Annotated in this window: 12 protein-coding genes; 7 read left to right on the forward strand and 5 right to left on the reverse strand. The window is 67.6% G+C overall.

Features of this window, described 5'->3' with window-relative positions:
- From B0W80_RS32690 to B0W80_RS32715, 6 genes are all read left to right on the forward strand, one after another.
- The coding region (locus tag B0W80_RS32690) for an ABC transporter ATP-binding protein (protein WP_143684887.1) at positions 1-528 on the forward strand (528 nt) is incomplete at its 5' end.
- Positions 528-1,238, forward strand: coding sequence for an ABC transporter ATP-binding protein (locus tag B0W80_RS32695; protein ID WP_077003309.1), 711 nt, complete (start codon positions 528-530; stop codon positions 1,236-1,238). The genes B0W80_RS32690 and B0W80_RS32695, both read left to right, overlap by 1 nt.
- A gap of 47 nt (positions 1,239-1,285) precedes the next feature.
- Positions 1,286-2,479 (forward strand): ABC transporter substrate-binding protein, encoded by a 1,194-nt coding sequence (locus B0W80_RS32700; RefSeq protein ID WP_077003310.1) that lies wholly within the window; start codon positions 1,286-1,288, stop codon positions 2,477-2,479.
- 44 nt (positions 2,480-2,523) lie between these two features.
- Positions 2,524-3,399 carry a branched-chain amino acid ABC transporter permease gene (locus B0W80_RS32705; RefSeq protein WP_077003311.1) on the forward strand — a complete coding sequence of 292 codons (876 nt, stop codon included), beginning with the start codon at positions 2,524-2,526 and terminating at the stop codon, positions 3,397-3,399.
- A 13-nt stretch (positions 3,400-3,412) separates the two neighbouring features.
- The gene (locus B0W80_RS32710; protein WP_077003312.1) at positions 3,413-4,393 is read left to right on the forward strand and encodes a branched-chain amino acid ABC transporter permease; all 981 of its coding nucleotides are present in this window, start codon (positions 3,413-3,415) and stop codon (positions 4,391-4,393) included.
- Positions 4,394-4,396: 3 nt separating this feature from the next.
- A complete protein-coding gene (locus tag B0W80_RS32715) occupies positions 4,397-5,341 on the forward strand; it encodes an SMP-30/gluconolactonase/LRE family protein (protein ID WP_077003313.1) in 945 nt (314 codons plus the stop codon).
- Between the two features lie 24 nt (positions 5,342-5,365).
- Here the strand turns inward: B0W80_RS32715 and B0W80_RS32720 are convergent, their stop codons facing one another.
- Genes B0W80_RS32720 through B0W80_RS32735 form a run of 4 tightly spaced genes read right to left on the reverse strand, consistent with a single transcriptional unit; the run spans position 5,366 to position 10,366 of the window.
- Complete coding sequence (locus tag B0W80_RS32720) at positions 5,366-6,106, reverse strand: aspartate/glutamate racemase family protein (protein WP_077003314.1); 741 nt, start codon at positions 6,104-6,106, stop codon at positions 5,366-5,368.
- 42 nt (positions 6,107-6,148) lie between these two features.
- Positions 6,149-7,540: an amidase gene (locus B0W80_RS32725; RefSeq protein WP_077003315.1), complete on the reverse strand. Its 1,392-nt coding sequence runs from the start codon at positions 7,538-7,540 to the stop codon at positions 6,149-6,151.
- The gene (gene hydA / locus B0W80_RS32730; RefSeq protein ID WP_083745786.1) at positions 7,530-9,023 is read right to left on the reverse strand and encodes a dihydropyrimidinase; all 1,494 of its coding nucleotides are present in this window, start codon (positions 9,021-9,023) and stop codon (positions 7,530-7,532) included. Before hydA ends, B0W80_RS32725 begins: the two co-directional genes overlap by 11 nt.
- A gap of 17 nt (positions 9,024-9,040) precedes the next feature.
- On the reverse strand, positions 9,041-10,366 hold the full coding sequence (locus tag B0W80_RS32735) for an MFS transporter (RefSeq protein ID WP_077003316.1): 1,326 nt from the start codon (positions 10,364-10,366) through the stop codon (positions 9,041-9,043).
- 247 nt (positions 10,367-10,613) lie between these two features.
- On the opposite strand from B0W80_RS32735, the gene B0W80_RS32740 reads away from it, so the two are divergent.
- A complete protein-coding gene (locus B0W80_RS32740; protein ID WP_077003317.1) occupies positions 10,614-11,315 on the forward strand; it encodes a GntR family transcriptional regulator in 702 nt (233 codons plus the stop codon).
- Positions 11,316-11,324: 9 nt separating this feature from the next.
- Here B0W80_RS32740 and B0W80_RS32745 read toward each other — a convergent pair.
- The coding region (locus tag B0W80_RS32745; RefSeq protein ID WP_077003318.1) for a glycosyltransferase family 2 protein at positions 11,325-12,348 on the reverse strand (1,024 nt) is incomplete at its 5' end.

A 12,348-nucleotide genomic window follows, 5' to 3' on the forward strand; every position in this document is an offset into this window, starting at 1 on the left:
ATCATCCGCTCGTTCCAGATCTCGGCCGTGTTCCCGCACCTCACGCTGCTTGAGAACGTGCGGCTGGGCCTGCAGCGCGCGCTCGGCACGTCCTACCACTTCTGGAAGAGCGAGAAGACGCTGAAGCCGCTGGACGCACGCGCGCGTGCGCTGCTGGCCGAAGTCGGCCTCGACGACCTGGCCGACGAGCTGACGGTGAACCTGCCCTACGGCCGCAAGCGCGCGCTCGAGATCGCGACCACGCTGGCCATGGAGCCCGAGTTGATGCTGCTCGACGAGCCCACGCAAGGCATGGGCCACGAGGACGTGCACCGCGTGGCCGAGCTCATCAAGCGCGTGTCGAAGGGCCGCACCATCTTGATGGTGGAGCACAACATGAGCGTGGTGTCGACCATCGCCGACACCATCACGGTGCTGCAACGTGGGGCGGTGCTGGCCGAAGGGCCGTATTCGGTGGTGTCGAACAACCCGCAGGTGATGGAGGCCTACATGGGCACCACCGAAGGGCAACTGCAGGGCGCGCACTGATGGCCACTCCCGCACTCGAAATCAAGGGTCTCCACGCCTGGTACGGCGAGTCGCACGTGCTGCACGGCGTCGACATGGTCGTACAGCCCGGCGAGGTGGTCACGCTGCTGGGCCGCAACGGGGCAGGGCGCACCACGACCATGCGCGCCATCCTGGGCCTGACCGGCGCGCGCAAGGGCAGCATCAAGGTGCACGGCGTCGAGACCATCGGCATGCCCACGCACCGCATCGCGCACCACGGCATCGGCTACTGCCCCGAAGAGCGCGGCATCTTCGCCAGCCTGTCGGCCGAAGAGAACCTGCTGCTGCCGCCGGCCTTGAAGGGCGCGGACAAGGGCATGTCGGTGGACGAGATCTACGCCATGTTCCCCAACCTGGCCGAGCGCCGCCACAGCCAGGGCACGCGCCTGTCGGGCGGCGAGCAGCAGATGCTGGCGGTGGCGCGCATCCTGCGCACCGGCGCGCGGATGCTGCTGCTCGACGAGATTTCGGAAGGGCTGGCGCCGGTCATCGTGCAGGCCCTGGCCCGCATGATCCACACCCTGCGCGGCAAGGGCTACACGGTGGTCATGGTGGAGCAGAACTTCCGCTTTGCCGCGCCGCTGGCAGACCGTTTCTACGTGATGGAGCACGGCCGCATCGCGCTGGCCTTCGGCGCGGCCGAGCTCGACGCCAAGATGCCGGTGCTCAACGAGCTGCTCGGCGTCTGACCCCCCGCTTTCTTCCTCATTCCACCCTGCTCGAAGGAGACGACACCATGAAGACTGCATTCACCGCGATCGCGCTGGCCATCGGCGCCCTGGCAATGGCTTCCGGCGCGCAGGCGCAGGAGAAGGTCAAGATCGGCTTCGTCACCGACATGTCCAGCCTGTATTCCGACGTGGAAGGCAAGGGCGGGTCGTCCGCCATCGAAATGGCCATCGCCGACTTCGGCGGCAAGGCCCTTGGCCAGCCGATCGAGCTGCTCACGGCCGACCACCAGAACAAGGCCGACATCGCCGCGTCGAAGGCGCGCGAGTGGATCGACACCGCCGGCGTCACCATGATCTTCGGCGGCACCAACTCGGGAACGGCGCTGGCCACCGCCAAGGTGGCGCAAGAGAAGAAGCGCGTGTACTTCAACAACGGCGCGGCCAGCTCGGCACTGACCAACGAGCAGTGCAGCCCCTACACCGTGCACTACGCCTACGACACCGTCGCGCTGGCCAAGGGCACCGGCGGTGCGGTGGTGGCGCAGGGCGGCAAGAACTGGTTCTTCCTGACCGCCGACTACGCTTTCGGCGCCGCGCTCGAAGCCGACACCGCCAAGGTGGTGAAGGAGAAGGGCGGCACCGTGGTGGGCGGCGTCAAGCACCCGCTCAATGCGTCGGACTTCAGCTCCTTCCTGCTGCAGGCGCAGAACTCCAAGGCGCAGATCCTGGGCCTGGCCAATGCGGGCGGCGACACCATCAACGCCATCAAGGCCGCCAAGGAATTCGGCATCACCAAGTCGATGAAGATGGCCGGCCTGCTGGTCTTCATCACCGACATCCACAGCCTGGGCCTGAAGAACACCGAAGGCCTGCTGCTCACCACCAGCTGGGACTGGAACATCGACGACAAAACGCGCGCCTTCGGCAAGAAGTTCTTCGACAAGACCAAGCGCATGCCCACCGACATCCAGGCCGCCGACTACTCGGCCACCATGACCTACCTGAAGGCGGTGCAAGCGGCCGGCACGAGCGATGCCGACAAGGTGATGGCGCAGCTCAAGAAGACGCCCATCGACGACTTCTACGCCAAGGGCGTCATTCGCGAGGACGGCCGCTTCGTGCACGACATGTACCTCGTGCAGGTGAAGAGCCCGGCCGAATCGAAGCAGCCCTGGGACTACTACAAGGTCGTCAGCAAGCTCCCGGGCGACCAGGTGTTCACCACCAAGGCCGAGAGCAAGTGCGCCCTCTGGAAGTAATGCCGGCCGGGCGGCCCGGCGCGGCCGCCCCCTGAAAAAGACCCATGAACATCTCCCTTCCCGCACTGCTGAGCCAGCTCCTCCTGGGGCTGGTCAACGGGTCGTTCTACGCGATCCTGAGCCTGGGGCTCGCAGTGATCTTCGGCCTGCTCAACGTCATCAATTTCGCGCACGGTGCCCTGTTCATGCTGGGTGCCGTGCTGACGTGGATGGCGATGAACTACCTCGGGATCAACTACTGGGTGATGCTCCTGGCGGCGCCGATCGTCGTGGGCCTGTTCGGCATGCTGATCGAGCGGCTGCTGCTGCGCTGGATCTACAAGCTCGACCATCTGTACGGCCTGCTGCTCACGCTGGGCATCACGCTGCTCATCGAAGGCGTGTTCCGCTCGGTCTACGGCGTGTCGGGCCTGCCCTACGACACGCCCGATGCGCTGGCCAGCGCCACCGACCTCGGCTTCATGATCCTGCCCAACTACCGGGCCTGGGTGGTGGTGGCCTCGCTGGTCGTCTGCTTCGCGACATGGTTCGTCATCGAGAAGACCCGTCTCGGCGCCTACCTGCGCGCCAGCACCGAGAACCCGCGCTTGGTCGAGGCCTTCGGTGTCAACGTGCCGCTGATGGTCACGCTGACCTACGGCTTCGGCGTGGCGCTCGCCGCCTTCGCCGGCGTGCTGGCCGCGCCGGTCATCCAGGTGTCGCCGCTCATGGGGCAGAACCTCATCATCGTCGTCTTCGCGGTGGTGGTGATCGGCGGCATGGGCTCGATCATGGGAGCCATCCTCACCGGCCTGGGACTGGGCGTCATCGAGGGCCTGACCAAGGTCTTCTACCCCGAGGCCTCGTCCACCGTCGTTTTCGTGATCATGGTCATCGTGCTGCTGATCCGTCCGGCCGGCCTGTTCGGCAAGGAAAAGTGAGGCGCAGCGCACCATGAACAACAACAAGATCACCAACGTCCTCTACGGCCTGCTGCTGCTCGGCCTGATCGTCGCGCCCTTCGCGGGCGCCTACCCGGTGTTCGTGATGAAGCTCATGTGCTTCGCACTGTTCGCCTCGGCTTTCAATCTGCTGCTGGGCTTTACCGGCCTGCTGTCCTTCGGCCACGCGGCATTCCTCGGCGGCTCGGCCTACGTCGCCGGACAGGCCATGAAGGTGTGGGGCTTCACGCCCGAGGTCGGCCTGGTCCTGGGCACGCTCACCGGCGCGTTCCTGGGCTGGATCTTCGGCGTGCTCGCCATCCGCCGGCAGGGCATCTACTTCGCGATGATCACGCTCGCGCTCGCGCAGATGGTCTTCTTCATCTGCCTGCAGGCCAAGTTCACCGGCGGCGAAGACGGCCTGCAGGGCGTGCCGCGCGGCAAGCTCTTCGGCATGCTCGACCTGCAGAACGACCTGACCATGTACTACGTGTCGCTGGTCGTCGTCGTCCTCGCCTTCCTGCTCATCGTGCGCACCATCCACTCGCCCTTCGGCCAGGTGCTCAAAGGCATCAAGGAGAACGAGCCGCGCGCCTTGTCGCTGGGCTACGACGTGGCCCGCTTCAAGCTGCTGGCCTTCGTCATCTCGGCCGCGCTCTCGGGCCTGGCCGGTTCGCTGAAGACCCTGGTGCTCGGCTTCGCCACGCTGTCCGACGTGCACTGGACCGCATCGGGCCAAGTCATTCTGATGACCCTGGTCGGCGGCCTCGGCACACTCTCGGGCCCCCTCGTCGGCTCGGCCGTCGTCGTGCTGCTGGAAAACAAGATCGGCGAGTTCGGCAACCTGCTGGCCAGGATCACGACCGTCGACTGGTTCAACACGCTGGGCGAGTCGGTCACCATGGTCACGGGGCTGATCTTCGTGATCTGCGTGCTGGCGTTTCGGCGGGGGATCATGGGGGAGATCATTGCGCTGGTGGGAAGGCGGAGGTAGGCGATGGCCTTGTGGCATCCCGCGGAGCGCTACCCCGACCCCGCCATCGAAATCCTCGACCCGCGCTTCGCCAAGTACCGCATCACCAGCGCCGCGGTCGAGCGTCTCGCCACCGGCTTTCGCTGGGCCGAGGGTCCGGTGTGGTTCGGGGATGGGCGCTATCTGCTGTGGAGCGACATCCCCAACAATCGCGTGATGCGCTGGGATGAAGAAACAGGCGGGGTCAGCCACTTCCGCAAGCCCTCCAGCTTCGCCAACGGCCACACGCGCGACCGGCAGGGCCGGCTGCTGTCGTGCGAGCACGGCACGCGGCGCGTGACGCGCACGGAGTACGACGGGTCGATCACGGTCATCCTCGACGGCTTCGACGGGAAGCGCCTCAACTCGCCCAACGACATCGTGGTGAAGTCGGACGATTCGATCTGGTTCACCGACCCGCCGTTCGGCATCCTGGGGCATTACGAAGGCTACGCGGCCGAGGCCGAGTTGCCCACGAACGTCTACCGCGTCGATGGGCAGACGGGCCAGGCGACGGTCGTCACCAGCGACATCGCCCGGCCGAACGGCCTGTGCTTTTCACCCGACGAGCGCAGGCTGTACGTCGTCGAATCGGGCCTCGTGCCGCGGCGCATCCGCGTGTTCGACCTGAGCGCCGACGGTCAGCGCCTCGAGAACGATCGCGTGTTCCTGCAGACCGACCCCGAAGGTTCGCCCGATGGATTTCGGTGCGACGTGGACGGCAACCTGTGGGCCGGGTGGGGCACGGGCGAGGGCCGCGATGGCGTGATGGTGTTCGCGCCTGACGCCACGCCGATCGGCCGCATCGCGCTGCCGGAGCGCTGCGCCAACCTGTGCTTCGGCGGGCCGGCGCGCAACCGGCTCTTCATGGCGGCGAGCCAGTCGCTCTACGCGCTGTACGTCAACACGCAGGGCGCGCGCGGGGGCTGAATTGCACCGCGGTTTCGGCGCCGTTCAAGGGTTGAAGCGCCGCGCCAATGCATCCGGCAAGCCGATCACCGGCTTGGGAGCCGGCCGCCGGAAGGTTCCGGCCGTGGCCTTGCGCACATTCAGGGTCGCGAGCGCCTCGGCCTGCTTCACGGCCGCGGCCATCTGGTCGACCACCGGCACCGGTATGCGGTGCTTGACCTTGTCGGCCAGCCCGGCCAGCGGCGCGCCGGCGAGGATGACGACGTCGGCTTCGTTCTCCTCCACGGCCTTGTTCGCCAGGTCCACCAGCAAGTCTTCCTTCTCGTCCTGCACGTCGGACACCGACGCGAAGCGGCCGTCGAGCATGCGGATGCCGGCCAGCCGGCCGGTGAGGCCGTGCGACTCCACGCATTCCTGGTACCACGGGCCCAGGGCCTGCGCAAAGGTCACGATGGCGAAGCGGCGGCCGAGCATGCAGGCGGTGAGCATCGCGGCCTCCGCCATGCCGACGACCGGCATGTCGAAGAGCTCGCGCGCGCCGAAGAGGCCCGGGTCGCCGAAGGCCGCGATGATGGCTGCGTCGAAGCCCGCATGGTGCTCGGCCAGCATCTCCAATGCCACGGCGCCGCCGATCTGGGCTTCTGCCCGGGTCGCGATGTAGGGAAAGCCGCGCGGCGCGGTCAGCGCCACCAGCTCGGTGCCGGCGGCCGCGGCGGGCAGGGCGGCGCCCATCAGGCGGTCGGTGATGCCCTGGCTGGTGTTGGGGTTGAGGACGAGGATGCGCATGGCTTGTGTCTTATGAAGAACAAGGAACGAGGGGCCAGGTGACTATGCCTGCGTGCAGCCCGCTTCGGCGAGCAGGGTTTCGATGGACTGCGCGGCGGCGAGCAGCTGCCGGTCGCGCCCGCGCGCGGCGATCACTTGCAGGCCGACCGGCAGGCCGTCGCGTCCGCTGCCGCAAGGAATGGAAATGGCGGCCGCCATCGCGTGGTTGATGAAGGGGGTGAAGACCGCGTGCGCGCGCGGCTCGACCGCGTGGCCGCCGATGTGCGAAGGCCCGAGCCGGTCGGCCGGCCATGCCACGCATGGCGTGGTGGGACACAGCAGCAGGTCGTGCCGTGCCAGGAATTCAGCCAGCGTCGACGCGATGGTGGCGCCGGCCGCCCGCGCGCGCGACACGTCGGCGCCGGTCCACTGAAGGCCACGCTCGATCTGGCGCGCGACGTCCGGATCGAAGCGGCCGGGGTCGCGCCGCCATTCGTCACCGAACAGATGGGCCAGTCCGGTGTGCTGCAGCGGCATCAGCGCGTCTTCGTTGGCACCGGCGGGCCAGGCGGGGTCTTCATGCTCGATCGACAGGCCGGCGCTGCGCAGCGCGGCCACCGCGCGATCGATGCACGTCTGCACGTCCTCGTCGACCGGCACGTCCAGGCCGAGGCGCGGGCTGAAGGCGATCCGCAATTGCTGGGCGGACTTCGGCGACGCAGCTTCGGGCAGCAACAGAGACGCAGGGTCGCGCGCATCGGGCCCCGCCATGGCTTCGAACATCAGCGCCGTATCGGCCACGTTGCGCGCGATCGGCGCCATCGTCTGCAGGCCGATGAAGGCATGCGGAAAGCCGAAGGGGTCGGGCACCGCGCCGAAGGAGGGCTTGAAGCCCACCACGCCCACGTGTGCGGGCGGGCGCCGACTGGAGCCGCCGCCATCGGTGCCCAGCGCAAGCGGCGCCATGCGCGCGGCCACGGCGCTCGCGCATCCGCCGGATGAGCCGCCGGGTGTCAGCGCCGGATCCATGGGATGCCGCGTGAGCCCGTAGACCTTGTTGGTGGTCAGGCCCTTGCACGCGAACTCGGAACTGTTCGCCATGCCGATGACGATGGCGCCCGCGGCGCGCAGCCGCTCGACCGCCAGTGCGTCGCACGGTGCGATGAAATCCTTGAAGAGCAGCGAGCCCTGGGTCACGCGCTGGCCCGCGACCCAGACCACGTCTTTCACCAGCACCGGCACGCCGGCCAGGGGAAGGGCCTCGCCGCGGCGCAGGTGTGTACGCAACGCGTCCAGATCGGCATCGAGCGATGCGGGCGCCTCGCCCACCACGGCATTGAGCTCGCCGTTGCGCGCCTCGATGCGCTGGCGGAAAGCCGCGACGACCTCGGCCGGGTCGAGCCTGCCGGCGTTCACATCGCGGGCGATCTGCGCCGCAGTCAGCTCATCCAGCATGCGAGGCCGCCTTCGAAAGCTTCGCGAGCGCGTCGGGCAGGTTTCCGACGTAGTGGCCGTTCGGCGTCTCCTGCGCGCGGGGTCGCGCCATCTCGGGTTTGCCGCAGGGCAGGAACTCGCCGTGCCCCGAGGGCGCGCAGAACTGTCCGCCGTCCCACACGCGTTCGCCGCGCACCAGCGTCGTCACCGGCCAGCCGGTGACCTGCATGCCCTCGTAGGGCGTGTAATCCACGTCGTGGTGCAGCATGCCGTTCTCGATGGTGACCTGTTTGTCCGGGTCCCAGATGGCGATGTCGGCGTCGGAGCCGATCGCGATCGTGCCCTTGCGCGGGTGCAGGCCGTACAACCGTGCCGGGTTGGTGGCTGTCAGGCTCACGAACTGATTGAGGCTGATGCGCCCCGTGCGCACACCTTCGGAGAACAGCAGCGGCAGCCGCGTCTCCAGCCCCGGAATGCCGTTGGGGATATGGCGGAACGACACCTCCTTGCCGCCCGGCTTCTTGCCCTGCGGGTCGTCGAAGCGAAAGGGCGCATGGTCCGACGAGACGATGGTGAACAGGCCGTTCGACAGCCCTTCCCACACCACGCGCTGGTTGGCGCGGTCACGTGGCGGCGGGCTGCACACGCACTTGGCGCCCTCGTAGCCGCCGCCCAGGTTGTCGGCGGTCAGGAACAGGTATTGCGGGCATGTTTCGGCGTAGATGCGCAGGCCGCGTCCGTGCGCCCAGTGGATCTGGTCGATCGCCTCGCGGCCCGACACGTGGACGATGAGGATCGGCACGTCGACCAGTTCCGACAGCGTGATGGCGCGGTGCGTGGCCTCGCGCTCGATCGCCATCGGGCGCGACGTGGCGTGGAAGGCCGGTGCGGTGTGGCCCGCTTCCTCCAGCGTCTCGGTCAGCCAGGCGATGCAGTCGGCGTTCTCGGCATGGATCATGGCCAGCGCGCCATGCTTGCGCGCGACCGCCAGCGTCCGCAGGATCTGGCGATCGTCGAGCTTCATGTCGTCGTAAGTCATGTAGATCTTGAACGAGGTGTAGCCCTCCGCGATCAGCGCCGGCAGCTCTTCGCGCAGCACCGTGTCGGTGGGGTCGGTCACGATCATGTGAAAGGCATAGTCCACCGACGACTTGGTGCCGGCGCGGCGATGGTAGTCCTCCACCGCCGCGCGCAGCGACTGGCCCTTGATCTGCGCCGCGAACGGAATCACCGTGGTGGTGCCGCCGCAGGCCGCCGAGCGCGTGCCGGTCAAGAAGTCGTCGGCCATGCGCAGGCCGTCGTCCATCGGCTGGTCGAGGTGGCAGTGCGCATCGACGCCGCCCGGCATCACCAGCTTGCCGCGTGCGTCGATCTCGTCGCGGCCGCGGGCCAGCTCATGCCCCAGTGCCACCACCCGGCCGCCGCGGATGCCGATGTCGGCGTGCATGGTCTCGGCGGCGGTGGCGACGAGGCCGTTGCGGATGACGGTGTCGAAGTCTTGCATGTCGATTCCCTTGTCTTTCAGTGGCCCGCGTCTTTGAGGTCGATGCGTGAGGTCTCGCGGGCGGCGAAGGCGGCGACCGCAATCAGCGCGCAGACGATGGACAGGTAGATCGCCACCGGCGTGGCCGAGTCGTACTTCGCGATCAACGCGGTGGCGATGATCGGGGCCAGCGCGCCGCCGAAGACGCCGGCGAATTGGAAGCCCAGCGAGGCACCCGTCACGCGCACCTTGGTGGCGAACAGCTCCGGCAGGAAGGACGCGAGCGGCGAGAACATGAAGGACACCAGCACCATGCCGACGAACGACGCGGAGATGATGGCTGCCGGATTGCCCGTCTGCACCATCTGCATGAACACGAAGGCCCAGATCGCGCCGCCGATGCCGCCGATCATCAGCACCGGCCGTCGGCCGATGCGGTCGGACAACCATCCGGCCACGGGAATGAAGATCATCTGCGCGACGGCGCCGAGCAGCACCGCGTTCAAGGCGACCGACTTCGGCAGCCCGAGCTTGGTCGGCACGAAGTAGAGCAGGAACAGCGTGAACACGTAGAAGGCGATGTCGCCGCCCAGCCGCGCGAAGAAGGCGATGGCCAACTGCGGCTTGTAGTTGCGCAGCACTTCCATGATGGGTGCGTGTTCCTCGTGGCCCTTGGCTTCCTTCTCGAACACCTTGGACTCGGCCACGTTCATGCGGATGTACAGGCCCACGCCGACCAGGATGGCGCTGAGCAGGAACGGGATGCGCCAGCCCCAGGTCAGGAAGGCGTCTTCCGACACTTGCCAGGTCACCAGTGCGAAGGCGCCGTTGGCCAGCAGCAGGCCGATGGGCGCGGCTATCTGCACCACGGCGCCGAGCAGCCCCCGTCGCTTGCCCTCGGGGTCGAGCTCGTTGACCATGATCGCCGCACCGCCCCATTCGCCGCCGAGCGCCAGGCCCTGGATGATGCGCAGCAGCACCAGCAGGATCGGCGCCAGCATGCCGACCTGCCCGTAAGAGGGCAGGCAGCCGATCAGGAAGGTGGCCAGGCCCATCATCAACAGCGTGATGAAGAGGATCGACTTGCGGCCCAGCTTGTCGCCGAAGTGGCCGAACACCGCCGCGCCGAGCGGCCGCGCCACGAAGGCCACGCCGTAGCTCGCGAAGGACAGCAGCGTCGCCACCAGCGGCTCGCTCTGCGGGAAGAACAGCTTCGGAAACACCAGCGCGGCGGCCGAGCCGTAAATGAAGTGGTCGTAGAACTCCAGCGTGGTCCCGGCCAGGCTGGCCGCGGCGACGCGCTTCGGGGACGAACTGGAGGTGCTGGCTTCGGCGCTGGCGCCGAGTGGCAGTGTGGCGTGCATTCGCATTTCTCCGTGTGAGGTTGTTGGGGGCGGAAGGTGACGACGGCCGAAAGATAGAACAAAACCGATGTGCAATCAAGAACAGTTTTGTATGTCGGACAATTCTTTTATGTTCTTCGGTTTAGACTAGTGGTATACCCTGAACCAAAGGCGGATTCACTGGGCGATCCAGCCGGTTGTCGCATGGATTGGCCGCAAAACCGCCATACAATCCGGCATCAACTGGTGTTCAAAAGGAGACGATGTCATGGCCAAGACCGCCAACTCAGAGGCTGAGCCCACCGGCGGCCCCTCGGTCGACGAGATCAGCGAACGCATGCTCCAGGCGATCTGGGAGCACCGCCTGCCGCCCGCCACCAAGCTGGCCGAGGAAAAGCTCGCCGAGGCCTTCGGCGTCAGCCGCACCAAGATCCGCCTCGCGCTCGCGCGGCTGTCGCACGACGGCATCCTCACGGTCGAGCCCAACCGCGGCACCTTCGTCGCCAGCCCCACGGTGCAGCAGGCGCGCCAGGTGTTCGACGCGCGGCGCGTGCTCGAGCCGGCGCTGCTCCGCGACCTGTGCGGGCAGGTCAAGCGGGATCAGTTGACGCGCCTGCGCAAGAACATCGCCATGGAGGGCGAGGCGCGCGAGCGCAACGACCGGCGCGCGATGATCCGGCTGTCAGGCCAGTTCCACCTGCTGATCGCCGAGCTGGGCCAGAACCCCTACCTGAGCAAATGCATGCGCGAGCTGTGCTCGCTGACCTGCCTGGTCATCGCGCTCTACGATGCGCCGGGCACGCCGGCCTGTCCGCACCACGAGCACCACGACATCGTCGATGCGCTGGAGTCGGGCGATGCCGAACGCGCGTGCATGCTGATGATCGAGCACCTCACGCACGTCGAGAACACGCTGCGGCTCGAGATGCCGGCCGACGAGGACATCGACTTCCGCGAAGTGTTCGCCTGAACCGAAGGCTCAGCCGCGCCGCAGCAGCTTGCGCAGCACTTTCTTCACCGGGCTCGACCCGAAGATGAGCTGCGAGTACGACACGAACAGCGGCCTCGGCAAGAGCAGGCTGCCGTAGTAGTAGATGCGGTATTGCCGCGGGCCGTGGCGCGTGTCGGGGTGGCGCAGCACGCGCAGCAGCAGGCCGACGTCCTTGCCACTGCCCGACAGCCAACGGTCGAGGAAGCGCAGCCACAGGTGGCCGCCCTGGTCGTCCAGCGGGCGCCACAGCACCGACGAGCCGGGCCGCGTGCGTTCCATCTGGGCGCGCAGCCAGGCATCGAAGCGCACCGCCCGCTCCCGTGTGGCGTGCACATGCGAAGCCGACACCATCGCGCCCTGGGTCGCTGCAGCGCCGTGCACGCGGTAGCAGGTCATCGGCTCGGGCACGTGGGCGCAGGGACTCAGCAATGCCGCCGCGGTACACAGCTGCAGGTCTTGATACATGAGCCGGTCGTTGTCGAGCGGGCCGATGGCTTCGAGCACCTCGCGCCGGAACGACAGGCCCGACGTCAGCGCGAGCACGGGGCAGGAGGCCGCTTCGAGCGTCTCGGCAGCCAGCCAGCCCTCGGGCGCCTTGCCGCCCGGATAGTAGGGCGCAAGGCCAAGGTCGCCTTGCGAGCCGGAAAAGCGCTGCATGGTGTTGTGGACCCAGCCCGGCAGGCGGCCGTCCACATGCCGGCGCAGCGCGGCCAGCACTTTCTCGATGCGCTGCGGCGCCATCGTGTCGTCGGCATCGAGCAGCAGCACCACGTCGCCGGTGCAGGCGGCCAGCGCGGCGCTGGTTGCGGCGCAGATGCCGCCGTTGGCCTGGTGAATCGCCTGCACCCGCCGATGGCGGGCCGCATAGTCGTCGAGCACTTGGCGCGTGTCGTCGGTGGAGCCGTCGTTCACCACCACGATCTCGTCGGGGGGCACGCTCTGGGCCAGGCAACTGTCGAGGCACTCGGGCAGGAAACGGCCGTAGTTGAAGCAGATGATCGCGACGCTGGTG

Source organism: Variovorax sp. KK3 (assembly GCF_001984055.1).
GTDB lineage: Bacteria > Pseudomonadota > Gammaproteobacteria > Burkholderiales > Burkholderiaceae_C > Variovorax.